The organism is Achromobacter sp. GD03932, from assembly GCF_029839485.1.
In the GTDB taxonomy this organism is placed as follows: Bacteria; Pseudomonadota; Gammaproteobacteria; order Burkholderiales; family Burkholderiaceae_B; genus Achromobacter; species Achromobacter bronchisepticus_A.
Genome location: NZ_JAOCAT010000001.1, coordinates 236591 through 261270 on the forward strand (window position 1 = coordinate 236591; position 24680 = coordinate 261270).

At 66.6% G+C, this 24680-nt stretch carries 22 protein-coding genes; 4 read left to right on the forward strand and 18 right to left on the reverse strand.

Features of this window, described 5'->3' with window-relative positions; genetic code table 11:
* Positions 1-52: 52 nt before the first annotated feature.
* The 13 genes from hisG to N5C88_RS01190 form a co-directional block, all read right to left on the reverse strand.
* On the reverse strand, positions 53-733 hold the full coding sequence (gene hisG, locus N5C88_RS01130) for an ATP phosphoribosyltransferase (RefSeq protein ID WP_059376797.1): 681 nt from the start codon (positions 731-733) through the stop codon (positions 53-55).
* Positions 730-1998, reverse strand: a complete 1269-nt coding sequence (gene murA / locus N5C88_RS01135) for a UDP-N-acetylglucosamine 1-carboxyvinyltransferase (protein WP_059376799.1) — start codon at positions 1996-1998, stop codon at positions 730-732. The genes hisG and murA overlap by 4 nt, the downstream gene beginning before the upstream one ends.
* Positions 1998-2243, reverse strand: coding sequence for a BolA family protein (locus N5C88_RS01140; protein ID WP_059376809.1), 246 nt, complete (start codon positions 2241-2243; stop codon positions 1998-2000). The genes murA and N5C88_RS01140 overlap by 1 nt, the downstream gene beginning before the upstream one ends.
* 5 nt (positions 2244-2248) lie before the next feature.
* Positions 2249-3061: an ABC transporter permease gene (locus N5C88_RS01145; RefSeq protein WP_118933486.1), complete on the reverse strand. Its 813-nt coding sequence runs from the start codon at positions 3059-3061 to the stop codon at positions 2249-2251.
* Positions 3058-3870: an ABC transporter ATP-binding protein gene (locus N5C88_RS01150; protein ID WP_059376817.1), complete on the reverse strand. Its 813-nt coding sequence runs from the start codon at positions 3868-3870 to the stop codon at positions 3058-3060. Before N5C88_RS01150 ends, N5C88_RS01145 begins: the two co-directional genes overlap by 4 nt.
* 169 nt (positions 3871-4039) lie before the next feature.
* The gene (locus tag N5C88_RS01155) at positions 4040-4666 is read right to left on the reverse strand and encodes an ABC transporter substrate-binding protein (RefSeq protein ID WP_059376820.1); all 627 of its coding nucleotides are present in this window, start codon (positions 4664-4666) and stop codon (positions 4040-4042) included.
* Positions 4667-4704: 38 nt separating this feature from the next.
* Positions 4705-5511, reverse strand: a complete 807-nt coding sequence (locus tag N5C88_RS01160) for a VacJ family lipoprotein (protein ID WP_059376823.1) — start codon at positions 5509-5511, stop codon at positions 4705-4707.
* A gap of 81 nt (positions 5512-5592) precedes the next feature.
* A complete protein-coding gene (gene mlaD, locus N5C88_RS01165) occupies positions 5593-6090 on the reverse strand; it encodes an outer membrane lipid asymmetry maintenance protein MlaD (RefSeq protein ID WP_059376825.1) in 498 nt (165 codons plus the stop codon).
* Between the two features lie 12 nt (positions 6091-6102).
* Positions 6103-6891, reverse strand: a complete 789-nt coding sequence (gene mlaE / locus N5C88_RS01170; protein WP_013390959.1) for a lipid asymmetry maintenance ABC transporter permease subunit MlaE — start codon at positions 6889-6891, stop codon at positions 6103-6105.
* The gene (locus N5C88_RS01175) at positions 6888-7724 is read right to left on the reverse strand and encodes an ABC transporter ATP-binding protein (RefSeq protein ID WP_059376827.1); all 837 of its coding nucleotides are present in this window, start codon (positions 7722-7724) and stop codon (positions 6888-6890) included. The genes mlaE and N5C88_RS01175 overlap by 4 nt, the downstream gene beginning before the upstream one ends.
* A gap of 242 nt (positions 7725-7966) precedes the next feature.
* Positions 7967-9028, reverse strand: a complete 1062-nt coding sequence (locus N5C88_RS01180) for a nitronate monooxygenase (protein ID WP_280014496.1) — start codon at positions 9026-9028, stop codon at positions 7967-7969.
* 18 nt (positions 9029-9046) lie between these two features.
* Positions 9047-10024: a tripartite tricarboxylate transporter substrate binding protein gene (locus N5C88_RS01185; RefSeq protein ID WP_118933489.1), complete on the reverse strand. Its 978-nt coding sequence runs from the start codon at positions 10022-10024 to the stop codon at positions 9047-9049.
* Positions 10025-10047: 23 nt separating this feature from the next.
* Complete coding sequence (locus N5C88_RS01190) at positions 10048-11268, reverse strand: YbfB/YjiJ family MFS transporter (RefSeq protein ID WP_118933490.1); 1221 nt, start codon at positions 11266-11268, stop codon at positions 10048-10050.
* A gap of 65 nt (positions 11269-11333) precedes the next feature.
* On the opposite strand from N5C88_RS01190, the gene N5C88_RS01195 reads away from it, so the two are divergent.
* The gene (locus N5C88_RS01195) at positions 11334-12206 is read left to right on the forward strand and encodes a LysR family transcriptional regulator (protein ID WP_118933491.1); all 873 of its coding nucleotides are present in this window, start codon (positions 11334-11336) and stop codon (positions 12204-12206) included.
* 34 nt (positions 12207-12240) lie between these two features.
* Here N5C88_RS01195 and N5C88_RS01200 read toward each other — a convergent pair whose 3' ends face one another.
* From N5C88_RS01200 to N5C88_RS01215, 4 genes are all read right to left on the reverse strand, one after another.
* Positions 12241-12879: an OmpW family outer membrane protein gene (locus tag N5C88_RS01200; protein ID WP_059376841.1), complete on the reverse strand. Its 639-nt coding sequence runs from the start codon at positions 12877-12879 to the stop codon at positions 12241-12243.
* 194 nt (positions 12880-13073) lie between these two features.
* Complete coding sequence (locus N5C88_RS01205; RefSeq protein ID WP_054455468.1) at positions 13074-14540, reverse strand: glutamate synthase subunit beta; 1467 nt, start codon at positions 14538-14540, stop codon at positions 13074-13076.
* 8 nt (positions 14541-14548) lie between these two features.
* On the reverse strand, positions 14549-19288 hold the full coding sequence (locus N5C88_RS01210) for a glutamate synthase-related protein (protein WP_059376846.1): 4740 nt from the start codon (positions 19286-19288) through the stop codon (positions 14549-14551).
* A gap of 368 nt (positions 19289-19656) precedes the next feature.
* On the reverse strand, positions 19657-20418 hold the full coding sequence (locus tag N5C88_RS01215; RefSeq protein WP_059376848.1) for a hypothetical protein: 762 nt from the start codon (positions 20416-20418) through the stop codon (positions 19657-19659).
* Positions 20419-20652: 234 nt separating this feature from the next.
* On the opposite strand from N5C88_RS01215, the gene fghA reads away from it, so the two are divergent.
* From fghA to rpoH, 3 genes are all read left to right on the forward strand, one after another.
* A complete protein-coding gene (gene fghA, locus N5C88_RS01220; protein WP_280014497.1) occupies positions 20653-21519 on the forward strand; it encodes an S-formylglutathione hydrolase in 867 nt (288 codons plus the stop codon).
* A gap of 93 nt (positions 21520-21612) precedes the next feature.
* Entirely contained in the window at positions 21613-22302 is a 690-nt protein-coding gene (locus tag N5C88_RS01225) for a hypothetical protein (protein ID WP_251878521.1), read from the forward strand.
* A gap of 178 nt (positions 22303-22480) precedes the next feature.
* Positions 22481-23401, forward strand: a complete 921-nt coding sequence (rpoH, locus tag N5C88_RS01230; RefSeq protein ID WP_175161969.1) for an RNA polymerase sigma factor RpoH — start codon at positions 22481-22483, stop codon at positions 23399-23401.
* 343 nt (positions 23402-23744) lie between these two features.
* Here the strand turns inward: rpoH and cpdA are convergent, their stop codons facing one another.
* The gene (gene cpdA / locus N5C88_RS01235; RefSeq protein ID WP_280014498.1) at positions 23745-24584 is read right to left on the reverse strand and encodes a 3',5'-cyclic-AMP phosphodiesterase; all 840 of its coding nucleotides are present in this window, start codon (positions 24582-24584) and stop codon (positions 23745-23747) included.
* Positions 24585-24680 lie beyond the last annotated feature (96 nt).

Genomic DNA, 24680 nt, shown 5'->3' on the forward strand with positions numbered 1-24680 from the left:
GCGTCATGGAGCAAGCAGGTAACGGCCGCCGCGGCGTCGCGGCGGGCGAGGGTCAGGCGTTGCGGGCAGCGGCTCTTTCGAAGGCATCCAGCAGCGGTTGCAGGCGGGCGCCGCGGGTCTTCAGCGCGGCCTGGTTGACGATCAGGCGCGAGGAAATCGGCATGATGTCTTCCACCGCGACCAGGTCGTTGGCGCGCAGGGTGCCGCCGGTGGACACCAGGTCCACGATGCAGTCGGCCAAGCCCACCAGCGGCGCCAGTTCCATCGAACCATACAGCTTGATGATGTCCACGTACACACCCTTGGCCGCGAAGTGTTCACGGGCTGACTGCACGTACTTGGTGGCCACGCGCAGGCGCGCGCCCTGGTGGACCGCGCCTTCGTAGTCGAAGCCCTTGCGCACGGCCACGGCCAGGCGGCACTTGGCGATGTTCAGGTCGATCGGCTGGTACAGGCCGCCGGGTTGTTCCTTGGCGTGCTCGATGAGCACGTCCTTGCCCGCGATGCCGAGGTCGGCCGCGCCGTACTGCACGTAGGTGGGCACGTCCGAGGCGCGCACGATGATCAGGCGCAGGCCGGGATCGCTGGTGGGCAGGATCAGCTTGCGCGAACTTTCGGGATTCTCGGGGACTTCGATGCCGGCCTCGGCCAGCAGCGGCATGGTCTCTTCGAAGATGCGCCCTTTGGACAGTGCCAGGGTCAGGGGGGCGACGGTGGTGGGGGCATCGTTCATGCCTGTTCCTTGCCGGTAACGCGTTGGATGTTCGCGCCGAGCGCGCGCAGTTTGACTTCCATCTGGTCGTAGCCGCGATCCAGGTGGTAGATGCGGTCGACCAGGGTTTCGCCTTCGGCCGCAAGGCCGGCGATGACCAGGCTGGCCGAGGCGCGCAGGTCGGTGGCCATGACGGTGGCGCCAGACAGGCGCGGCACGCCGCGCACGACGGCGGTGTGGCCGTCGATGTCGATGTCCGCGCCCATGCGGCGCAGTTCCTGCACGTGCATGTAGCGGTTTTCGAAGATGGTCTCGACGACGACCGAGGTGCCTTCGGCCACGGCGTTCAACGCCATGACCTGAGCCTGCATGTCGGTGGCGAAGCCGGGATATTCCAGCGTGCGAAAGCCCACGGCGCGGGGGCGCGAGGACATGGCGCAGCGGATCCAGTCGGGGCCGGTCTCTATGGTGAGGCCGGCCTCGGTCAGCTTGCCCAGAGTGGCGCCGAGGATGTCCGCGTCGGTATTGCGCAGGACGATGTCGCCGCCCGCAGCGCCCACCGCGCACAGGAAAGTGCCGGCCTCGATGCGGTCGGAGATGACGCGGTGTTCGGCGCCGTGCAGGCGCTCCACGCCGTCGATCACGATGCGGCTGGTGCCGTGGCCCTGGATGCGCGCGCCCATCTTGATGAGCAGTTCCGCCAGGTCCACCACTTCGGGTTCGCAGGCGGCGTTCTCCAGCACGGTCCGGCCTTCGGCCAGCACGGCGGCCATCAGCAGGTTTTCGGTGCCGGTGACGGTGACCATGTCGGTGCGCACCGAGGCGCCCTTCAGGCGTTTGGCGCGCGCCACCACGAAGCCGTGTTCGATGCTGATTTCGGCGCCCAGCGCGGCCAGGCCCTTGATGTGCTGGTCCACCGGACGCTGGCCGATGCTGCAGCCGCCGGGCAGGCTGACGCGGGCTTCGCCGAAGCGCGCCAACAGCGGGCCCAGCACCAGGATGGAGGCCCGCATGGTCTTGACCAGGTCGTAGGGAGCTTCCAGCTTGTCGACCTGGTTGGCCTGCAGCGTGACCGTGCCGTCCGCGTCACGCTCGGCGCGCACGCCCATGCGGCCCAGCAGGCGCAGCATGGTGGCCGTGTCGTTGAGGTGCGGCACGTTGCTGAGGGTCAGCGCGTCGGCGGTCAGCAGGCCCGCGCACAGGATGGGCAAGGCCGAGTTCTTGGCGCCGGAGATGGAGATTTCGCCATGCAGGCGCGAACCCCCGGTGATGCGTAGCTTGTCCATTACTTGCCTGCTTGCTGGTATTCGGCGGGAGTCAGGGTGCGCATGGACAGCGCATGGATCTCGGCCTTCATGCGGTCGCCGAGCGCGGCATAGACCAGCTGATGGCGCTGGATCAGGCGCTTGCCTTCGAAGGCGGCGCTGACGATGACCGCGTCGAAATGCGAGCCGTCGCCTTGCACGTCGAGATGTTCACAGGGCAGGCCGTCCGCGATGTATTGGCGGACTTGCGCGGGAGTGGGAAGCATGGACGTCAGTTCCTGAGTTTGTAGCCGCTGGCCAGTAGCCGCAGCGCATAGAGCGATAGCGCGAGGAACACCCCCGTCACCACCGCCAGGCTGCGCCAGGGGGAGACGTCCGACACCGAGAAGAATCCGTAGCGGAAGCCGTCGATGGTGTAGAAGATGGGGTTCCAGTGGGACACGCCCTGCCAGAAGGCGGGGAGCGTGTGGATGGAATAGAACACGCCGGACAGGAATGTGGCCGGCATGATGAGGAAGTTCTGGAAGGCCGCGAGCTGGTCGAATTTCTCGGACCAGAGGCCCGCGATCAGGCCCAGCACGCCCATGATGCCGCAGGCCAGCACGGCGAAGACGGCCAGCCACAGTGGGTGGGCGGGGACCAGCGAGACAAAGAACAGCGCCACCACCCACACGCACAGCCCGACCGCGAGGCCGCGCACGATGGCCGCCAGCACGTAGGCGGCGAAGATGTCGCGGTGCGACAGCGGCGGCAGCAGCATGAAGACCAGGTTGCCGGTGATGCGGCTCTGGATCAGCGATGACGAGGGATTGGCGAAGGCGTTCTGCAGCATGCTCATCATCATGAGCCCGGGGATCAGGAACGCCGTGTAGGGCACGCTGCCGTACACCATGACGCGCCCTTCCAGCACGTGGGCGAACACCAGCAGGTATAGCAGCGCGGTGATGACGGGCGCGGCGATGGTCTGGAAGCTGACCTTCCAGAAGCGCAGCAATTCCTTGCGCAGCAAGGTCGGGAAGCCGGAGCCCGCATCCAGGCGGGGCTGCACCAGCGGCTGGCTGGCGGTCGCGGCGGGCTGGGTCATGACGAGATCTCTTCGGGTTGCAGGGCGGTCGCGGGTTGCTCGTCGCCTTCGTGCATGATGCGCACGAAAGCGTCTTCCAGGTCGACCCCGCCGACGCGGGCCATCAGGGCCTGGGTGGTGTCCAGCGCCACGATGCGGCCGCGCTTGAGCATGGCGATGCGGCCGCACAGGGCTTCCGCTTCTTCCAGGTAGTGGGTGGTCAGCATGATGGTGTGGCCGGCCCTGTTCAGGCGCGAAATGAATTCCCACAGCGTGCGCCGCAGGTCCACGTCCACGCCGGCGGTGGGTTCGTCCAGCACGATCACGGGCGGACGGTGCACCAGCGCCTGGGCCACCAGCACGCGGCGCTTCATGCCGCCGGACAGCGCCCGCATATTGGAGTTGGCCTTGTCGGCCAGCCCCAGGTTGAACAGGATTTCGTCGATCCAGTCGTCGTTCTTGCGCAGGCCGAAATAGCCGGATTGGATGCGCAGGGTCTCGCGCACCGTGAAGAACGGGTCGTAGACCAGTTCTTGCGGCACCACGCCCAACGCCCGCCGCGCCGACTTGTAGTCGGCCACGACGTCGTATCCACAGACCGTGGCGCGGCCCGAACTGGCGTGCGCCAGACCGGCGAGGATCGAGATCAGCGTGGTCTTGCCGGCGCCATTGGGCCCGAGCAGGCCGAAGAACTCGCCGTGCTCGATGTTCAGGCTGACATTGTCCAGCGCCTGGAAGCCGGCGGCGGGCGCGCGCCCGAGCAGCTTCTGCCAGCCGCGCTGGCGCGGGGTATAGACCTTGGAGACGTTTTCTAGACTGACGGCGGACATGACGGCGGGAAATGGCCCGGAAAGAGCGAATTGATCATTATATAAGCGCGCCGCCGCTGCCCTGGCCGGTAGCCCTGGCATTCCCCTGGGTATCCGGCTGGTCTGTCCCTAAAATAATCGGCCCGGCGGGCCACTAGGGCGCGCCGGGCCGCGACAGCCGCAAGGCCGGTCATTGGTTGCGTTGGTTCAACGCCTTGATGAGGCCGTCGATGCCGTCGCGGTTGATCTGCTGGGCGAACTGGTTGCGGTAGTTTTCGATGAGCCAGATGCCTTCGACGTTCATGTCGTAGATCTTCCAGCCCTGGGCCGTCTTTTCCAGGCGGTAGTCGACGCCCACCGGCTGGTCGTTGCCCTGGGAGATCAGGGTGCGTACGACCACGTCGTCGGCTTTGGGATCGCCGCGGAACGGCAGCGCGCGCACCGTGGTGCTGGACGTGACGCGGGTCAGCGCGCCGCTGTAGGTGCGTACCAGCGTGCCGCGGAAGGCGTCGGCCAGTTCCTTTTTCTGCACGTCGTTGGCCTGGCGCCAGTAGCGGCCAGCGGCCAGGCGCGTGGTCTTCTGGAAGTTGACGTAGGGCAGGATGTGCTCGTTGACGACCTGGTTGATGCGGGCGGGGTTGCCGGCCTTGACGGAGCCGTCGGCCTTCAGCACGTCCAGGGCCTCATTGGCCGTGGCGAGCACGAACTGGTCGGGAGAACCGTTGGGGTCGGGTTTGGCCTGCGCGCCGGCGGTCAGGCCCAGGGCCAGCAGGCCCGTGAAAACCAGACGCTGCAGGGAAACAAAAGAAACTCGCATCAAAACTCCTTACTTGTACTGGGGCGCAACCCCGCGGCTTACTTGGCCGCAGGTTGCGCCGCGGGTTGAGCCGCCGGCTGCGCGGCGGGGGCGGCGGCGTCCTCGTCGTCTTCGTAGTTGGGCAGCGAGGACTCGTCGTCCACCTTCTGGCCCAGCACCATGGCGGCGCGGCGCTGCAGATAGGCATCGCGCACGAAGCTGTAGGGATCGAGCGCGACGCGGTCGATGGTGTCGGTGGCGCTCAGCAGGCTGGCGCGCGTGTCGACCACGCGCAGGCCCCACAGCGAGTTGCGCAGGCGGACGTTGTCGATGGAATCGACGCCCATGTAGCCGTAGGTGGTGCCGGCGTAATCGCCGATCAGGCCAGCGCCGTCGCGTACCGACGACGAGCCGAAGAACGGCAGCACCAGGTACGGACCCTGGCTGAAGCCCCACACGCCCAGCGTGGTGCCGAAGTCGTTCGGGATGCGGCGCGCGCCATTGGCCGAGGCGACGTCGAAGCAGCCGCCCACGCCCATGGTGGTGTTGAACAGGAAGCGGCCCAGCGTGTTGACGAAGTCGTGGCCGCGGCCCTGCAGGAAGCTGTTGGCGCCGGACCAAAGGTCGCCGACGTTGCTGAAGATGTTGTGCACGCAGCTGCGCACCGGCTGCGGCGTGACGAAGGTATAGGCCTGCGCCACCGGCTTGAAGACGGCGCGGTCGACGGTGTCGTTGAATTTGTACACGCCCCGGTTGAAGCCTTCCCAGGGGTCGCGGGGATCCGGGTTCTGCGGCGCGGCGCAGCCTGCCATCAGCGCGCCCGCGGCGGCGACGGTGGCAATCCTGCAAATAGCTTTCTTGTTCATGATCAGGGCATCCCTATCAACGATTCTTATGATATTGCGTACCTTGGACGCGCTGCTGTTACCGCGTCTGTCGCATTGTCTTTAATTTGGCGTTTTCGCGGCGGGTTCCGACGCGCTCGAGCCTTGCTTCTCGGCCGACCCGTACAGGAACTGGCTGATCAGTTGTTCAAGCACCACGGCGCTTTGCGTGTAGCGGATCTTGCCGCCGTCGACAAAGTTTTCCTCTTCGCTGCCCGCGGTCAGGCCCAGGTACTGTTCACCCAGCAGGCCCGACGTCAGGATGGACGCCGAAGTGTCCTTGGGGAACTGATAGGCCGTTTCCAGGTTGACCGAGACGATCGCCTGGAAGGTCTTGTCATCGAACGAGATGCCGGCAACCCGGCCCACGACGACCCCCGCGCTCTTGACGGGCGCGCGCACCTTGAGGCCGCCTACGTTATCGAAGTTGGCCGTCAGCGTATAGGTCGGGGCGAAAGAAAAGGTGCTCAAGTTGCCGGCGCGCAACGCCAGGAACGCCAGCGCGACCGCGCCCAGCAATACAAACAGGCCTACCCAGAAGTCGGTTTTTTCGCGAGACATGATCGATCCGTATCAATTTCCAAACATCAAGGCGGTGAGCAGGAAGTCCAGCCCAAGTACCGCCAGGGAGCCCACCACCACGGTGCGAGTGGTCGCGCGGGCAACGCCTTCCGGGGTGGGCTTGGCCTGCCAACCCTCGTAGAGCGCGACCAGCGTCACCGTGACGCCGAAGACCAGGCTCTTGATGACGCCGTTGGCCACGTCTTTCCAGACGTCGACGCCGTTTTGCATCTGCGACCAGAACGCGCCGGCGTCCACGCCGATCAGCAGCACGCCCACGACCCAGCCGCCAAGGATGCCCACCATGGAGAACACCGCCGCCAGGATGGGCATGGCGATGATGCCGCCCCACAGGCGCGGCACCAGCACGCGGCGTATGGGGTCGACGGCCATGACTTCCATGGCCGCGAGTTGCTCGCCGGCTTTCATCAGGCCGATTTCCGCGGTGAGCGAGGTGCCCGCGCGGCCGGCGAACAGCAGCGCCGTGACCACGGGCCCCAGTTCCCGCACCAGCGACAGGGCCACCAGCAGGCCCAGCGCTTCTTCCGAACCGTAGCGGTTCAGCGTGTAATAACCCTGCAGCCCCAGCACGAAGCCCACGAACATGCCGGAGACGGCAATGATGAGCAGCGAGTAGTTGCCGATGAAATGGACCTGCTGCGACACCAGCCGCGGACGCGACAGCGCAATGCCGCTGCGCGCCAGCATGGCGCCGAAGAACCGGGTGAAGTAGCCGATGCCGGAAACGCGGGTGCGTACCCAGCCGCCCAGCGCGCCGATGGCGTTGTTGGATCCGCTCATGCGCGGCGGCCCTCCTGTTGCGAAAGCCACTTCTTGAAAGCGGGCGTTTCGGGATACTGGAACGCGACGGGGCCGTCGGGCTCCCCTTTGAGGAACTGCTGCACGTAGGGGTCTTGCGAGGCCGACAGCATTTCCGGCGTGCCGGCGGCGGCAAGCTTGCCCTGCCCGACCAGGTACACCTGGTCCGCGATGGCGAACGATTCATGCACGTCGTGCGTGATCAGCACCGAGGCGCAGCCGAGCCGGTCGGCCAGGTTGCGGATCAGGCGGGCGGTGATGCCCAGCGAGATCGGGTCCAGCCCCGCAAACGGTTCGTCGTACAGAATGAGTTCGGGCTCCAGCACCACGGCGCGGGCCAGCGCCACGCGTCGGGCCATGCCGCCGGAGATTTCCGCCACTTTCAGGTGCGCGGCTGCGCGCAGGCCGACGGCGTCGAGCTTATCCAGCACGCGCTCGGTGACTTCGGGTTCCGTTAGTTTGGTATGTTCGCGCAGCGGGAAGGCCACGTTCTCGAACACGTTCAGGTCGGTGAAAAGCGCGCCCTGTTGAAATAGGACGCCCATGCGCTTGCGCAGCGATTGCAGTTCGGTGCGGCTGACATGGGCCATGTCCTGGCCGAAGGCCAGCACCCGGCCCCGCTGCGCGGTGAGCTGGCCGGTGGCCGCGCGCAACAGCGTGGTCTTGCCCGAACCGGAGCCGCCCATGATGGCGACGACCTGGCCGGCGCGTACGTCCATGGAAATGTCGCGCAAGACGGTGAAATCACCATAGCCTAGCGCCACACCTTCCAGGCGCAGGGCGAAGTCCGGGGTCTTGCTGGTTTGAGCGGGCATGGGCAACGAAAGGGTGTTTCGGCGGCGGAGCTTGCCCTGCTGTCCGGTCGATGCAACCGGCAAAATTCATAGCCGGCGCGGCGAAGACAGGCGGCGTCGGGAAGCGCCCTGTTACTCATATGCCGGGGGCGAGACTAGGCCTGGGCTCCCGGCGGCGAGGCGCCATTGTAGCCCGACGCTTTGTAATCACAACGCGATAGCCCGCGCGTGGAACAGTGTTTTCGGTTCAGGGAACAATATGCTTAGCGCCGCGCCTGTGCCGCCGCGGTCTCCCGGACCAGCCGCGCGACCAGGTCGGCGGTGCTCTCGCGCCGCGCGAGCGGCGCGCCCTGGCCGGCCCACAGGGACAGCACATCGGTGTTGCCGGCCTTGCCTCCCGCCGTGCGCATGGGGCGCGTCAGCGCGTTCTGCAGGGGGTACGGCAGGATGTCGGCCGCGATGGCGTCGGCCTCGCGCATGAAGGCGTTTTCGATGCCGCGGGCGGGCCGTCCCGAGAACGCCCGGGTCACGCGCGATTGCTCCGCGCGGGAGGCAGGCAGCAGCGCCTTGTAGGCTTCATTGATGCCGGATTCCGTGGTGGTCAGAAAGGCCGTCCCCATTTGTGCCAGATCGGCGCCCAGGGCGAGCGCGGCGGCGATGCCGCGGCCGTCCATGATGCCGCCGGACGCAATAACAGGGACGGATACTGCGTCGGCGACCTGTGGCACCAGCGCCATGGTGCCGATCAACGATTCCTCGAAGCCGCCCAGGAAGGTGCCGCGGTGGCCGCCGGCCTCGGCGCCCTGCGCCACGATGGCGTCCACGCCGTCCTGTTCCAGCGCGACCGCCTCGCGCACGGTGGTGGCGGTACCCACGGTCAGGATGCCCAGCTCGCGGCAGCGCGCGATGGCCGCGGCCGGCATGCGGCCGAAGGTGAAGCTGAAGACGGCCGGCCGTACCCGCACGATGGCCTCAATCTGTTGCGGCAGCGGGTCGGCCTGCGGGCCGGGCTCGGCGGGAGCCGGAAGGCCCAGCTGCTGGTGGTAGCGCGCCATCAGCGCCAGCATGCGGTCGGTGTCGCCGCGCATGGGTTCTTCCGGCACCGATGCGAACAGATTGATGGCGAACGGCAGCGGCGTGCGCGCGCGGATGTCGCGCGCCGCCGCCTCGATCTGCTCGGGACTCATATAGGCCGCCCCGAGCGAACCCAGGACTCCCGCCTTCGATGCTTCGGAAACCAGCTCCACCGTCGTGGCGCCGCCGGCCATGGGAGCCTGGACGATGGGATGGTGCAGCTTGAGCAGATCAATCAGACGGGTAGCCATGGAATTACTCCTGGAAAGTTACTGAAGCTGGATGTTCCCAGCCTTGATGACGTGTGCCCACTTCTCGGTTTCGCTCTTGATGAAGGCGCCGAATTCCTCGGGCGTGCCGCCGCCGGCCTGGCTGCCGGTGTCGGCGATGGCCTTTTGCACGTCCGGTTCCTTCAGGATGCGGTTGAACTCGGCATTGAGCTTGGCGATGATGGGCGCGGGCGTGCCGGCGGGGGCGACGATGCCCTGCCAGTTATAGGACTCGAAGCCCGGCAGACCGGATTCGGCCATGGTCGGCACGTCGGGCAGCACGGCCAGGCGCTTGGCGGAGGTGACCGCGATGGGGTGGATCTTGGCGCCCTGGATCGCGGGCAGCGCGGAATAGCCCATTTCGAACATCATCGAGATATGCCCGCCCATGAGGTCGGTCGCCGCCAGGCTGCCGCCCTTGTACGGGACGTGGACGATGTCGATCTTGGCCTGCTCGCGGAACATTTCGCCGGACAGGTGGTGCGCGCCGCCCACGCCGGACGAGCCGAACGACAGCTTGCCGGGCTGCTTCTTGGCCAGCGCGATCAGGTCCGCCAGCGTCTTCACGGGCAGCTCGTTGTTCACGCTCAGCACCAGCGGGCTGTTCTCGATCAGGATGATCGGGGCCAGATCCTTCTGCGGATCGTAGGGCATGTCCTTCATCAGCGTCGGGTTGACCGCCATGGGCGCCAGATTGCCCGTGCCGATGGTGTAGCCGTCGGGCGCGGCGCGCGCGATCAGGTTGGTGCCGACCACGCCGCCCGCGCCCGCCTTGTTCTCGACCACGATAGGCTGGCCCAGCGAGTCGCCCAGCTTGCGCGCCAGGAGGCGCACGCGGGTGTCGGCAAAGCCGCCCGGCGCGTAGGGCACGATCATGGTGATGGGCTTGGCCGGCCAGTCGGTGATCTGGGCCTGGGCGGCGCCGCTGAAGGCGGTGGCGGCTGCCAGGGCGACAATAAGGGGACGCAACGATTTCATGCAGATGACTCCTGGTTTTGTTTTTAGTGTGAACGGGCCCGCGGGCCGTTCGCATTATGCCCAGCGGCATTGTCATCTGTCGTGATCTTTCCCAAGCGCCACGCGGATAGCATCAGCAGCGTGGCGCTGGCCGCCAGCACCTGCGGCAGGCCGACGCTCCACTGCGCGGCCCAGGACGCCAGCAACGGTCCCAGGATCTGCCCGGCGGCGAACGCCGCGGTCATGAGGGCTGCCGCGCGCGGCGCGGAGGCACCCGCCGAGCGCCTGGCGGCCAGCATGCCCGCCTGCGTGATCACCATGAAGGTGCCGCCCACCAGCACAGCGGCCACGATCACGGCGGCGATGTGGTGCCAGACGGCCACGGCCAGCATGCCCAGCGCCATGAGAGCCTGGGCGGCGCGCCAGATTTGCACGCTGTCGCGGCCCCGCGCCAGGCGAGGCACCAGCAGGCAGGACACCGCCGCGGCCAGGCCGAACAGGGGCCAGGCCCAGCCGAAGATGGCCGGGTCGGGAATGATTTCCTTGGCCATCGCCGGCAGGAAGGTGGCTGGGACGATGTAGCCCACGCCGAACGCGCCGTAGTGCAGCGCCAGCGCAGGGATGTCGCGCGGCAGCCGGGCGGCGCGAGCCGCGCTGGCCGATCGCGCCGGCATTGGCGTGGCTTGGCGGCGCAGCCCTGACCAGGCGATTGCGGACAGCGCCAGCGCCAGCCCCCCCAGCGCGATCCAGACCGTGTCGGCGCGCGCGCCCCACGCCGCCAGCGCCAGGCAGGCCAGCCCCGTCAGCGCAATGCCCGCGCCCACGCCGGCGTAGGTCACGGCGGACGCGTCCGCCTCGCGCGGATCGCCCGCAGGCACCGCCCGCCATGCCGCCACGCAGATGAAGGCGCTGGCGCTGGCGTAGCCTGCGGCCAGCCGCAGCGCGCACCACATTGCCATGCCGTGCCAGAGCGGCATGGCCAGCGTCAGCAGCGCTACCGCAAGCAGGCTGGCCGCCAGCGTGCCGCGCAGCCGGCGGATGGGCCAGGCGACCGCCGCCAGCGCACCCAGCAGATAGCCCACGTAATTGGCGGAGGCCAGCCAGCCGCCCTGCGCCAGCGACAGCCCGGCCTCCTGCGCCATCAGGGGCCAGACCGGCGTGAAGGCGAACCGGCCTATGCCCATGGCGGCGGCCAGGGCCAGCGCTGCGGGCCATGCCAGGGCAGCGGCGCCGCGCGAGGCGGAAGGGTAAATGGGCGTTGACATGGCCCCTACTCTACGGCTGTACTAATATCATTAATAGTGAATTATTAAGATAGCGAGTTCTCAAAATGAGAAACTTGGACCTCGATGCGCTGCAGATCTTCAAGGCGGTTGCCGATCAGGGCGGCGTGGCGCGCGCCGCTGCCCACCTGAACCGCGTGCAGTCCAATGTGTCGACGCGCCTGAAGCAGCTGGAGGCCTCGCTGGAGGCGCCGCTGTTCCGGCGCCAGAATCGCCGGCTGGTGCTGTCGGACCAGGGGCGGGTGTTGTTGTCCTATGCCGACCGCCTGCTGCGCCTGGCTGACGAAGCCCAGGCCGCGGTACGCGACGGTTCCCCGCAGGGCGTGCTGCGCATCGGCACCATGGAAAGTACGGCCGCCGCGCGCCTGCCGCCCATTCTGGCGGCCTATCACGCGGCCTGGCCGCAAGTGCGGATCGAACTGGTGACCGGCACGTCGGGGGCGCTGGCAGCCAAGGTGCGCAACTACGAGATCGAGGCCGCGTTCGTGGCGCAGCCCTTTCCGGCCGAGGGCTTGGCGGCGATGGATGCGTTCAAGGAAGAACTGGCGCTGATTTCGCCCTTGGCCTGGGACCCGATCGACAGCCCCAAGGATCTGGGAGAGCGCAGCGTGATCGCCTTCGCGGCGGGATGCTCATATCGGCGCATCCTGGAGTCCTGGCTGAACCAGGAAGGCGTCGCGCCGGGCAAGGTGATGGAGTTCGCCTCGTACCACGCCATCGTCGCCTGTGTGGCGGCGGGTTCGGGCGTGGCCATCGTGCCGCGTTCGGTACTGGCGGTGCTGGGGGCGGAGCACACGGTGCGCATCGGCGCCCTGTCCGGCTCGCATGGCAGGGCCCTGACTCAGCTGGTCTGGCGCGCCGATGACGACACGCCGGCCTTGCAGGCCCTGCGGCACAAGCTCGATTCGCCGCAAGGCTGAGGCATGCCGCGCGTGATGCGCGGCCCTTTTGCGCTTAGAAGCGGTAGCCGACGCCCAGCGTCGCGACCCACGGATCGATGCGCGCGGTGCCGATGTGCTGGCCGTCCAGCTTCACCTTGGAGCGGATGTCGATGTAGCGGATGTCCGCGTTCATGAACCAGCGCTCGTTGATCTTGAAGTCCGCGCCCAGCTGCGCGGCCACGCCCCAGGAGTCGCCCAGCTTCAGGTCCGAGCCCTTCAGCGCGCCTTCGGCCTGGGTGTCGAAGAAGTGGGTGTAGTTGATGCCCACGCCGATGTAGGGCTGGATCATGCTGTCGGGCAGGATGTGCCATTGCAGGCTCAGCGTCGGCGGCAATTGCTTGGTCGAGCCGATCTTGCCCAGGCCGCTGCCGCTGACGTCATGCTGGAAGGGCCAGGCGCCCAGCAGTTCGATACCGATGTTGCGCGTGGCCATGTAGGTCAGCGTGAAGCTCGGGCGCACGTTGTTGCTCACGTCGAGTCCGACGCTGCCATTGAGCACGGTGCCGTTGTTGGACGAGGGGCGGACCTGCGTCACGCCGACCTTGAACAGCACGTCGCCTGCTTCGTGGGCGTGCGCGGGGGCGGCGAGCGTGCCAGCGGCGAGCAGGCCGGCGATGGCGGTGGCGCGGATACGGCCGTTCAGCGAAAACATTCTCTTCTCCGATCTTTCCATTGGGTGAGACGACAGGTTCTCAAACCTGGCGTCCGGCCCGCTTGATGTGTGTCAAATCGTGAAAAGACCGCAATCGGAAAGTGGTTATGTTGCAACAGGCCGGAGGGCAGGCAAAAAAATCGCCGCCGGCGCAATGCGCTCGGCGGCGATCCGGTTGAGCCTGATCGTGGCGATCAGCGCGGCAGTTCGCTGCTGCCCATGAGGTAGGCGTCCACCGAGCGCGCGCACTGGCGGCCTTCGCGGATGGCCCAGACCACCAGGGACTGGCCGCGACGCATGTCGCCGGCGGTGAAGACCTTCTCGACGTTGGTGCGGTAGTCGTCGGTATTGGCGCGCACGTTGCCGCGCGCATCGCGGTCCACGCCGAAGGCGTCCAGCACCGTCTGCACGGGCGACACGAAGCCCATGGCCAGCAGCACCAGGTCGGCCTTGATCTCGAATTCAGAGCCTTCGACTTCGCGCATCTTCATTTGGCCGGTGGCTTCGTCCTTGAACCATTCGACGCGCGCGCCGATCAGCTTTTCGACCTTGCCATTGCTGCCCTGGAGCAGCTTGGTGGTCACGGACCAGTCGCGCTCGCAGCCCTCTTCGTGCGAAGAGGAGGTGCGCATTTTCAACGGCCAGTACGGCCAGGTCATGGTCTTGTTTTCGCTTTCCGGCGGCTGGGGCATCAGCTCGAATTGCGTGACCGAGGCTGCGCCGTGGCGGTTGCTGGTGCCGACGCAGTCGGAACCCGTGTCGCCGCCGCCGATCACCACCACGTGCTTGCCCTTGGCCAGCGTCTGGTTGGTGAGCCGGTCGCCCGCCACCGCCTTGTTCTGCTGGCGCAGGAAGTCCATGGCGAAGTACACGCCCGACAGCTCGCGGCCGGGAACCGGCAGGTCACGCGGCGTTTCCGAACCGCCGCTCATCACTACCGCGTCGAACTCGGCCAGCAGCGATTCCGGCGTGCGCACCGTCAGGCCGTCGGCCACGGGGTCGCTGGGATTGCCGATGTAGGTCGACGGCGCGAACTCCACGCCCTCGGCTTCCATCTGCGAGATGCGGCGGTCGATCTGGTGCTTTTCAAGCTTGAAGTCGGGGATGCCGTAGCGCAGCAGGCCGCCGATGCGGTCGCTCTTTTCGAACAGCGTCACCGAATGGCCGGCGCGGGCCAGCTGCTGCGCGCACGCCATGCCGGCGGGGCCGGAGCCCACCACGGCAACCTTCTTGCCGGTCTTGCGCGCCGGCACCTGCGGCGACACCCAGCCCTCGGCCCAGCCCTTGTCGATGATGGCGTGCTCGATGGACTTGATGCCGACAGCGTCGCTGTTGATGTTCAAGGTACAGGCAGCTTCGCACGGCGCCGGGCAGATGCGGCCGGTGAACTCGGGGAAGTTGTTGGTGGAGTGCAGGACGTCCAGCGCGCGCTTCCAGTCCTGCCGGTACACCAGGTCATTCCAGTCCGGGATGATGTTGTTGACGGGGCAGCCGTTGTTGCAGAACGGGATGCCGCAGTCCATGCAGCGCGCCGCCTGCTGCTTGGCCTGGTCGTCGCTCAGGTGCAGCACGAATTCGCGCCAGTTCTTCAGCCGCTTCTGCGGGGCCTCGGAGGCCTCCTGCAGACGCTGAAATTCCATAAAGCCGGTAATCTTTCCCATGGTATCCCTCACGCAGCCAGTTGTTGCGGGTTGGCTGCACGCCACATTTCACCCAATGCGCGGCGGTAGTCCGTCGGCATGATTTTCACGAATTTGCCGCGCGAGGCTTCCCAGTCGCCCAGGATTTCGCGGGCGCGGAAGCTGCCGGTGTAGCGGAAGTGGTCTTCCACCAGGCGGCGCAGGATGGTTTCGTCCGTTTCGCGTTCACCGCCGCGCTGCGCGCTGTGCCAGACGTCGATGTTGTTCTGGGCGAGCTGTTCCGCGTGCGGCACGATGCTTTCCAGTTCGACCATGGACAGGTTGGCGCGCTGCTTGAGCGTGCGTTCCGGATCCCACACGTAGGCCACGCCGCCCGACATGCCTGCCGCGAAGTTGCGGCCCGTGGCACCCAGTACGACGACGGTGCCGCCGGTCATGTATTCGCAGCCGTGGTCGCCGGTGCCTTCCACGACGGTGGCCGCGCCCGAGTTGCGCACCGCGAAACGCTCGCCGGCCACGCCGTTGAAGAACGCCTCGCCCGCCAGCGCGCCGTACAGCACGGTGTTGCCGGCGATGATGTGGTCGGGGCCGAAGCCGCGGAAGTCGTTGGGCGAGCGCACGATGATACGGCCGCCCGACAGGCCCTTGCCGACGTAGTCGTTGCCTTCGCCCACCAGGTCCATCGTGATGCCGTGGGCCAGGAACGCGCCGAAGCTTTGGCCGGCCGTGCCGTTGCACTGGATGTGGATGGTGTCGTCCGGCAGGCCATCATGGCCGTAGCGCGCGGCCACCGCGCCCGACAGCATGGCGCCGATGGTGCGGTTGCGGTTGCGCACGGGGACGATGAACGAAACCTTCTCGCCGCGTTCCAGCGCGGGCTTGCTGCGCTCGATCAACTGGTGGTCCAGCGCGCCGGCCAGGCCGTGGTCCTGCTCTTCGGTCTGGCGCACGTCGGCGTCGGATTGCGTTTGATGGAACACGCGGGCGAAGTCCAGGCCCTGGGCCTTCCAGTGCTCCACGCCCGAACGCATGTCCAGCAGGTCGGCGCGGCCGATCAGGTCGTCGAACTTGCGGATGCCCAGCTGGGCCATGATTTCGCGGACTTCCTCGGCGATGAAGAAGAAGAAGTTCACGACGTGCTCGGGCTTGCCCTGGAATTTCTTGCGCAAGACCGGGTCTTGCGTGGCCACGCCCACCGGGCAGGTGTTCAGGTGGCACTTGCGCATCATGATGCAGCCTTCCACGACCAGCGGCGCGGTCGCGAAGCCGAACTCGTCGGCGCCCAGGAGCGCGCCGATGACGACGTCGCGGCCGGTCTTCATCTGGCCGTCGGCCTGCACGCGGATGCGGCTGCGCAGGCGGTTGAGCACCAGCGTCTGCTGCGTCTCGGCCAGGCCCAGTTCCCAGGGCGTGCCCACGTGCTTGATGGACGACACCGGGGAGGCGCCCGTGCCGCCGTCATGGCCGGCGATCACGACATGGTCGGCCTTGGCCTTGGCCACGCCCGCGGCCACCGTGCCCACGCCGACTTCCGACACCAGCTTGACCGATACCGAGGCCTTGGAATTCACGTTCTTCAGGTCGTGGATCAGCTGGGCCAGGTCTTCGATGGAATAGATGTCATGGTGCGGAGGGGGCGAGATCAGGCCCACGCCCGGCACCGAGTAGCGCAGCTTGGCGATGTATTCCGACACCTTGTGGCCAGGCAGCTGGCCGCCTTCGCCGGGCTTGGCGCCTTGCGCCATCTTGATCTGGATCTGGTCGGCCGACGACAGGTATTCGGCGGTCACGCCGAAACGGCCCGAGGCCACCTGCTTGATCTTCGAACGCAGCGAATCGCCCTTCTTCAGTTCGACGTCCGCTTCGATGCGGTCCGAGCCCAGCACCGAGGCCAGCGTGTCGCCGTCCTTGATGGTGCTCTTGCCTTCGCGCATTTCGGCGCGGTAGCGCAGTTCGTCCTCGCCGCCTTCGCCGGTGTTGGACTTGCCGCCGATGCGGTTCATGGCCACGGCCAGCACCGAGTGCGCTTCGGTGGAGATCGAGCCCAGCGACATGGCGCCGGTGGCGAAACGCTTGACGATGTCCTTGGCGGATTCGACGTCGTCCAGCGGAATCGCGCGCGACGGATCGAAGCGGAACTCGAACAGGCCGCGCAGCGTCATGTGGCGGCGGCTCTGGTCGTTGATGATCTGCGCGTACTCCTTGTACGTGCGGTAGTTGTTGGCGCGCGAAGCGTGCTGCAGCTTGGCGATGGAATCCGGCGTCCACATGTGCTCTTCGCCGCGTACGCGATAGGCGTATTCGCCGCCCGCGTCCAGGTCGTTGGCCAGTACCGGATCGGTGCTGAAGGCGGCGCGGTGCTGGCGCAGCGCTTCCTCGGCCACCTGGAAAATGCCGATGCCTTCGATGTTGGAGGCGGTGCCGGTGAAGTACTTGTTCACCAGCGCGGTCTGCAGGCCCACGGCTTCGAAGATCTGCGCGCCGGTATAGGACATGTAGGTGGAAATGCCCATCTTGGACATGACCTTGTTCAGGCCCTTGCCGATGGCCTTGATGAAGTTCTTGACCGCCTTTTCGGGGTCGTTCATCTTGCCCAGCGATTCCAGCGCCAGGTAGGGGTGGATGGCTTCCGCACCGTAGCCGCCCAGCAGCGCGAAATGGTGCACTTCGCGCGCCGAGCCGGTTTCCACGACCAGGCCGGTGTTGGTGCGCAGGCCGGCGCGGATCAGGTGCTGGTGGACTGCGGACGTCGCCAGCAGCGCGGGGATGGCCACGCGCTCGCTGTCGACCAGGCGGTCGGACACGATCAGGATGTTGTAGCCGCTGCGCACCGCGTCCACGGCGCGCGCGCACAGCGCGGCCACGCGGGCTTCGATGCCCTCGGGGCCCCAGGCGGCGGGATAGGTGATGTCCAGTTCGAAGCTGCGGAACTTCTTGCCCGTGACCTGCTCGATGTCGCGGATCTGCGCCATGGCGGCGAAGTCCAGCACCGGCTGCGACACTTCCAGGCGCAGCGGCGGGTTGACGTTGTTGATGTCCAGCAGGTTCGGCTTGGGGCCGATGAAGGACACCAGCGACATCACCAGCTGTTCGCGGATGGGGTCGATCGGCGGGTTCGTGACCTGCGCGAACAATTGGCGGAAGTAGTTGTAGAACGGCTTGGCGCGATCGGACAGCACGGCCAGCGGCGCGTCGTTGCCCATCGATCCGATGACTTCCTCGCCCGTCGTGGCCATGGGTTCCAGGATGAACTTGTAGTCTTCCTGGGTCCAGCCGAAGGCCTGCTGGCGGTCCAGCAGCGACACCTGCGACTGTGTGGCGACGGCGGCCTGGCGCGGGGCCGGCAGCGATTCCAGCTTGATCTGCAGGCGTTCGATCCACTGGCGGTACGGCCGGCTGTTGGCCAGCTGCAGCTTGATCTCGGCGTCGTCGATGATGCGGCCTTGTTCCAGGTCGATCAGGAACATCTTGCCCGGTTGCAGGCGCCACTTCTTGACGATGCGGTTCTCGGGGATGGACAGGGTGCCGGCTTCGGAAGCCAGGATGACCATGTCGTCATCGGTGACCAGGTAGCGGGCCGGGCGCAGGCCGTTGCGATCCAGCGTGGCGCCGATCTGGCGGCCATCGGTGAACGCAACCGCGGCGGGGCCGTCCCACGGTTCCATCATGGCGGCGTGGTACTCGTAGAAAGCGCGGCGGCTTTCGTCCATCTGCGTGTGCTGTTCCCAGGCTTCCGGGATCATCATCATCATGGCGTGGGCCAGCGAGTAGCCCGAATTCACCAGCAGTTCCAGGCAGTTGTCGAACGTGGCGGTGTCCGACTGACCTTCGTAGACGATGGGGTACAGCTTCTTCAGGTCGTCGCCCAGCACGGCCGACTGCATCATGCCTTCGCGCGCGCGCAGCCAGTTGAAGTTGCCCTTGACCGTGTTGATTTCGCCGTTGTGGGCAATCATGCGGTACGGGTGGGCCAGCGGCCAGGCGGGGAACGTGTTGGTCGAGAAGCGCTGGTGCACCAGCGCCAGGGCCGACACCGTGCGCGGGTCGGCCAGGTCGCGGTAGTAGCGGCCGACCTGGTCGGCCAGCAGCAGGCCCTTGTAGACCACGGTGCGCACCGAGGCCGAGGGCACGAAGTATTCCTTGCCGTGCGCCAGATGCATGTTCTGGATGGCGTGGCTGGCGGTCTTGCGGATCACGTACAGCTTGCGCTCCAGCGCGTCCGGCACCATCACGTCGGCGCCGCGGCCGATGAACAGCTGGCGGATCACGGGTTCGCAGGCGCGCACGGCGGGCGACATGGGCATGTCCACGTCCACCGGCACGTCGCGCCAGCCCAGGACGACCTGGCCTTCGGCGCGCACGGAGCGTTCCAGCTCCTGTTCGCAGGCCAGGCGCGAGGCCGTTTCCTTGGGCAGGAACACCATGGCCACGCCGTACTCGCCGGGAGGCGGCAGCGTGATGCCTTGATGGCCGAGCTCGTCGCGATAGAGCGCGTCGGGAATCTGGATCAGGATGCCGGCGCCGTCGCCCATCAGCTTGTCCGCGCCGACCGCGCCGCGGTGGTCCAGGTTTTCCAGGATCTTCAGGCCCTGCTGGATGATGGCGTGGCTTTTCTTGCCCTTGATATGGGCGACGAAACCGACGCCGCAGGCGTCATGCTCGTTCTTGGGGTTGTACAGGCCCTGGGCGGAAGGCAGCCCGATGCGGCTGGCATCGATGGGGGTCGCCTTGGGCGGGGGACAGGAGTCGATCGGGGTAATTTGGGGCATGGCGCGCTCCGCAGTGGGCCTGCGTCGTAATGTTGCAGTGCAGGAGACGGACAATACCCCCGACATGAGTAGGGTGCAATAGGAATAAATAGGGTATGTCCCCTATTTTTAATATGGACTGTCATTGATGGTTAATTCGGTGACGCATAAAGAACCGCGCCAAATGGGCCTCGCCAGGAGGGTATGCACCAGTAAGGTGCTCGCTCATGCGACAAATCGCCTTTTTTCTTGTTATATGTCCCCAATTATTTGAGGGATTTTGATAGCTGCGGCTAGCGTCGGCGTTGCGGAAACGCCAATGCGCACGGCGGTCTGCGCCGTAGTGGTACGCCACAATGAAAGAACCCGCCGTTCAGGCGGGTCCGTAATCAGGAGGATGTCGACGTGGGCGTCGTGGTGGGCGGCGAGGAACTCGGTTCCGCGTCGGTAGACGCCGCCGCCGGCTTCTTGCGCGGACGTCCGCGCTGGCCAGGTGCGACCCGGCGGCTGGCGGTATGGGCCAGGCTGGCGATGAAGGCGGGACCGCCCAGCGCCCATTGTCCGGAGACAGCCTGGTCGATGCGCTGCGTTTCCTCGCGCGACAGGCCGTCCTGCAAGCGCTTGCGGTAATTGGCCTGGCGGTCGAACGGGGTATTGCCACAGGCCCAGTAGTCTGCGTGGTCCGACTGCCATTGCGCGGGCGCAGCGGTGGTGTTGCCGGTATGGCTGGAAGCGGACGACCAGGGCCAGGAATCGGGATCCTGCGAGGCGCCGCTGCGCACCGGGTAGGTTTCGAGCCAGACCAGCGACGGCAGCACCCAGGCGCCCGGTTCCAGCAAGGCAGAGCGGTAGCGGCCGGCGAAGACCCGGCCGCCGCGCAGGCGCGCCGCAAGGTTGCGGCCCAGCGTCTGCATCAGGCGCGGCAGGCCTTCCTCGTCCGCGGGCGTGGCCAGCAGCAGGATGCGGTCGTTGGCAAGCAGCCAGCCGTGAACCGAGACTCGGTGGCGTTGGGCGGATTCGCCCAGCCACGTGGCCAGTTGGTTCAATATGTCGGCCGGCGCGGGCTGCGACGGCGCCGCCAGCGGCTGGATGAAGTTGGCCTGCACCAGTTGGGGCAGCCCAGGGGCGTACAGACGGGGCAGACGGGCCATAGTGTCAGGACTTGCGTATTTGGAAGAACGGGTTGTCTTCGCTCACGGTATATAAATAGTGCCACGGTGGGCGCTGGTCAAGTCCCGTGATCATGGTCAGGGCAGGAAATCGCTTTTTTTCTGTCGTTCGTACCCCATAAAGCCCAGGTTAACATTCGGCGACGGAACGTCGTACCGTGGATATCCCCTAATCCGCGAGACGTTCTTTCCCATCATTCCGACCGGAGGAAAGCAATGGCAGTCGCCCTGGAACTCATTTCGCAGCATCGCTGCTTCGGCGGCTGGCAGCGCTATTACCGCCACGAGTCCGCGGAGATCGGCCTGCCCATGCGCTTCTCCGTCTACCTGCCGCCGCAGGCCGAGCAAGGCCCGGTTCCGGTGCTCTTCTACCTGGCGGGCCTGACCTGCACGGAAGAGACCTTCATGATCAAGGCGGGCGCCCAGCGCCTGGCCGCCGAGCTTGGCGTCATGCTGGTCGCCCCGGACACCAGCCCGCGCGGCGCCAACGTGGCCGGCGAGGACGAAAGCTGGGACCTGGGCACCGGCGCGGGCTTCTACGTGGACGCCACCACCCCCGCCTGGCGCGACCGCTACCGCATGTACAGCTACGTGACGCAGGAACTGCACGGCATCGTCACGGGCGAGGCCCTGCCCGGCGACGCGTCGCGCACCGGCATCTTCGGCCATTCCATGGGCGGCCACGGCGCGCTGGTGCTGGCGCTGCGCAACCCCGGCAAGTTCCGCTCGGTGTCGGCGTTTGCGCCCATCGCCGCGCCCTGCCAATGCCCCTGGGGCAAGAAGGCGTTCGGCGCCTACCTGGGCGACAGGACCGAGGATTGGGCCGCGTACGACGCATCCGCGCTGATGCGCGGCGCCACCAATCCGTTTCCCGCTGGCATCCTGATCGATCAAGGCGAGTCGGATCAATTCCTGGCCGAACAGTTGTATCCCGAGGTATTCGAGGCAGCCTGCGCCGCCGCTGGCCAGCCGCTGGACCTGCGGCGCCATCCGGGCTACGACCATGGCTACTACTTCATCTCGACGTTCATCGAGGATCACATCCGGTTTCACGTCGAGCGGCTTGGAAAACCGGCGCCCTGAGGGCGCGCTTCTATACTGGCGGGCCTGCCGCGGCAGGCTGCTTGCGCGCCCCGGCGCGCCGCCTGCGGTCTGTGCTCAATAGGAACGCCTGATTTGATCAACGGAATCGCTCCCTTCGTCTGGATACTGCTGGGCGCCGTCGTCGTCCTGCTGCCGGGCATCGTCATGCTGCTGGGCCGCGGCGGCCCGCGAGACGAGCGCGGCCGCAGGATGTTCCAGTTCCGGCCGGTGCGCCGCCTGTTCGGCCTGATGCTGGTGCTGCTGGGATGCGTGTCGGGCCTGCTGGCCCTTTCGCTGGTGCAATTCTTCCGCCTGACGACCGATGAGCCGGTGGCGCATATTGAAGTTCGGCAGGTGGCCGACGGCCAGTTCCAGCTCAGCGCCAGCGCGCCTGGCACCGGCACCAAGCAGTACGTCCTCTACGGGGATCAGTGGCAGATCGATGCGCGGGTCGTGCGCTGGCGCCTGCCGGCGCTGATGGCCGGCGTGCCGCCGCTGTACCGGCTGGAGCGCCTGTCCGGCCGCTATAGCGATGCGGCGCGGGAAGCCTCGGCCACGCGCTCGGTCCACGCGCTGGACGACTGGCCGGCGCCGGATCTGGCATCGCTGAAGAAGAATTTCCCGAACTGGTTCCCGTTCGTCGATGTCCAATTTGGCAGCGCTGCGTATATGCCGCTGTTCGATGGCGCCCGCTACCAGGTGTTGATGGATCCGCGCGGGGCGCTGTTCGTGCGGCCCGACGGCGAAGCTACGGCCGAGGGCTTGAAGCGGCTGGGCTGGTAGGGCAAGCCGCAACCGCGTCCGGATTCAGGGGCTGGCCATCCGCCGGCAGCGCTCGTTTGTCCCATGGCGGCAAACCACCCCGAAAAAATAAACGGGGACGCAATGCGACGAATGAAACTTTGACGCGCCGCAATAGTCGAATTAGCACTCCCAATACTAGAGTGCTAACATCGAATCCATGTCGTTATCCCTTCGCCATCCGGAGACCCCCGCTATGAAGCAACCCAGTACCTCGTTGGCCGCTTCCGGCAACGCCCTGGCGTTGGCCATTGCCAATCCGGGCGCACTTGGCACGATCGACGCTTATATCTCCTCGGTCAACCGCCTGCCGGTCTTGTCCGCGGAACGTGAAACCGAGCTAGGCCGCCGCCTGCGCGACCAGGAAGACCTGGGCGCCGCGCGCGAACTGATTCTGTCGCACCTGCGCCTGGTGGTGTCGGTGGCGCGTCAGTACCTGGGCTATGGATTGCCGCATGCCGACCTCATCCAGGAAGGCAACGTGGGCCTGATGAAGGCCGTCAAGCGCTTCGACCCCGAGCGCGGCGTGCGCCTGGTGTCGTTCGCCGTGCACTGGATCAAGGCTGAAATCCACGAGTACATCATCCGCAACTGGCGGCTGGTGAAGGTCGCGACCACCAAGGCCCAGCGCAAGCTGTTCTTCAACCTGCGCAGCATGCGCCCCGACGGCCAGACGCTGGATCCGGAACAGGTCGACCACATCGCGCGCGAACTGAACGTGCGCCGCGAAGACGTGAGCGAAATGGAAGTGCGCCTGTCCGGCCGCGACATGTCGCTGGAAAACCAGGACGATGACGATGACAGCTACGCGCCCATCGCCTACCTGTCCGACGAGGGCCGCCAGGAACCCACCCGGGTGCTGGAACGCGCCGCCCGCGACCAGCTGCAAAGCGCCGGCCTGACCGACGCGCTGCAAGCGCTGGATCCGCGTTCGCGCCGCATCGTCGAGGCCCGCTGGCTGCAGGACGACGGCGGCGCCACGCTGCACGAACTGGCGCAGGAGTTCGGCGTGTCGGCCGAGCGCATCCGCCAGATCGAAGCGGCCGCCCTGAAGAAGATGCGCGGCAACCTGGCCTCTTGAGGCGCTTGTCGAACCATGCGAAGGGCCGCGATCAGCGGCCCTTTTGCTTTTCCGGCGCGCCGCGGCCGCGCATGAATATATTGATACAAATTCGGGCGGAAATTTTGCGCGGCGCGAGAAACTTAATGAGGATCGCACCGCCTAACTTCATGTAGACCGCGAACTTCGGTTAGCAGTCTTGTCATCCGTCTCGGCTTCTCCTCTTTCCCCTCCCCTATGAGACGGATGCTTGCGGGGCACCATGCATACCTGGTGCCCCGTTTTTTATGCGCGTCCGGTTTGCGCTTGCACAGAACTCAAGCGGCCAACGCCGTGCGCAGCCGGAGCAAGAAGCGCGGCTTGTCTAGGCCGCCTGGGCGTTGTCGGAGGCCGTCATGGCGCCATGCCACAGCGCGTCCTGCACGCGCCGTACGCCGGTCGCCATTGAACCGTCCTGGTACAGCTTGATCCAGCGGTAGCCGGGCGCCATGTTGTCCACCACGTGCTTGCCGTCGCGGATGCTGAACTGGAAGCAGGTCGACGGCGTGGCCAGCAGGCGCAGGTTGTGGCGGCGGCGGTCGAACTCATGGTGCACATGGCCCCACAGCAGCACGCGGACCTGCGGCCAGCGCGCCAGCAGCTTGAACAGGGCCTGCGGGTTGTCGATCATCATCGAATCGTGCCAGTGGCTGTCGATCTGCATGGGGTTGTGATGCATGGCGACCAGCGTGTGGCGGCCCGGAGCCTCGACCAGCGCGGCCTCCAGCAGGTCGAGCTGGCTCGCGGGCAGATGGCCGGCGTTGGAACCGGGCACGGTGGTGTCCAGCGTGACCACGCGCCAGGCGCCCACGTCCGTCACCGGGACCGACCATTGCGGCAGTTCCTGGCGCATCACGGCCGGCAGATCATGGTTGCCGGGCAGACAGCGGATGCAGGCCTGCGCCAGCGCCGGCGCCTCGGACAGGACGCGCGCCAGCCGGCGATAGGCTGCGGCCTCGCCGTCCTGGGACATGTCGCCGGTCGCCAGCAGCAGATCGGGATGCTTGCCGTCCGCCTCGATCTGGCGCAGCACCGCGCGCAGGCTGGCGTCCGTGTTGACGCCCAGCATCGAGGTTTCAGGTTCGCCGAACAGATGGCTGTCGGTCAGCTGGACCAGCATGGCGGGCGCGTCGTCGCGCCGGGTCAGGGAATGAATCCGGGCCAAGTGCCGCTCCTGCAAAGTTTGTGCGATTCCACATTACCCAAAAAACACGGCGTGACGCGTATCGCTTGTCCGCATTGGGGTAACGAAACGTGCATT

Bases quoted from the DNA above. Each gene is read 5' to 3' on its own strand.
- hisG (WP_059376797.1), bottom strand. From the start codon at position 733: ATGAACGATGCCCCCACCACCGTCGCCCCCCTGACCCTGGCACTGTCC.
- murA (WP_059376799.1), bottom strand. From the start codon at position 1,998: ATGGACAAGCTACGCATCACCGGGGGTTCGCGCCTGCATGGCGAAATC.
- N5C88_RS01140 (WP_059376809.1), bottom strand. From the start codon at position 2,243: ATGCTTCCCACTCCCGCGCAAGTCCGCCAATACATCGCGGACGGCCTG.
- N5C88_RS01145 (WP_118933486.1), bottom strand. From the start codon at position 3,061: ATGACCCAGCCCGCCGCGACCGCCAGCCAGCCGCTGGTGCAGCCCCGC.
- N5C88_RS01150 (WP_059376817.1), bottom strand. From the start codon at position 3,870: ATGTCCGCCGTCAGTCTAGAAAACGTCTCCAAGGTCTATACCCCGCGC.
- N5C88_RS01155 (WP_059376820.1), bottom strand. From the start codon at position 4,666: ATGCGAGTTTCTTTTGTTTCCCTGCAGCGTCTGGTTTTCACGGGCCTG.
- N5C88_RS01160 (WP_059376823.1), bottom strand. From the start codon at position 5,511: ATGAACAAGAAAGCTATTTGCAGGATTGCCACCGTCGCCGCCGCGGGC.
- mlaD (WP_059376825.1), bottom strand. From the start codon at position 6,090: ATGTCTCGCGAAAAAACCGACTTCTGGGTAGGCCTGTTTGTATTGCTG.
- mlaE (WP_013390959.1), bottom strand. From the start codon at position 6,891: ATGAGCGGATCCAACAACGCCATCGGCGCGCTGGGCGGCTGGGTACGC.
- N5C88_RS01175 (WP_059376827.1), bottom strand. From the start codon at position 7,724: ATGCCCGCTCAAACCAGCAAGACCCCGGACTTCGCCCTGCGCCTGGAA.
- N5C88_RS01180 (WP_280014496.1), bottom strand. From the start codon at position 9,028: ATGGCTACCCGTCTGATTGATCTGCTCAAGCTGCACCATCCCATCGTC.
- N5C88_RS01185 (WP_118933489.1), bottom strand. From the start codon at position 10,024: ATGAAATCGTTGCGTCCCCTTATTGTCGCCCTGGCAGCCGCCACCGCC.
- N5C88_RS01190 (WP_118933490.1), bottom strand. From the start codon at position 11,268: ATGTCAACGCCCATTTACCCTTCCGCCTCGCGCGGCGCCGCTGCCCTG.
- N5C88_RS01195 (WP_118933491.1), top strand. From the start codon at position 11,334: ATGAGAAACTTGGACCTCGATGCGCTGCAGATCTTCAAGGCGGTTGCC.
- N5C88_RS01200 (WP_059376841.1), bottom strand. From the start codon at position 12,879: ATGTTTTCGCTGAACGGCCGTATCCGCGCCACCGCCATCGCCGGCCTG.
- N5C88_RS01205 (WP_054455468.1), bottom strand. From the start codon at position 14,540: ATGGGAAAGATTACCGGCTTTATGGAATTTCAGCGTCTGCAGGAGGCC.
- N5C88_RS01210 (WP_059376846.1), bottom strand. From the start codon at position 19,288: ATGCCCCAAATTACCCCGATCGACTCCTGTCCCCCGCCCAAGGCGACC.
- N5C88_RS01215 (WP_059376848.1), bottom strand. From the start codon at position 20,418: ATGGCCCGTCTGCCCCGTCTGTACGCCCCTGGGCTGCCCCAACTGGTG.
- fghA (WP_280014497.1), top strand. From the start codon at position 20,653: ATGGCAGTCGCCCTGGAACTCATTTCGCAGCATCGCTGCTTCGGCGGC.
- rpoH (WP_175161969.1), top strand. From the start codon at position 22,481: ATGTCGTTATCCCTTCGCCATCCGGAGACCCCCGCTATGAAGCAACCC.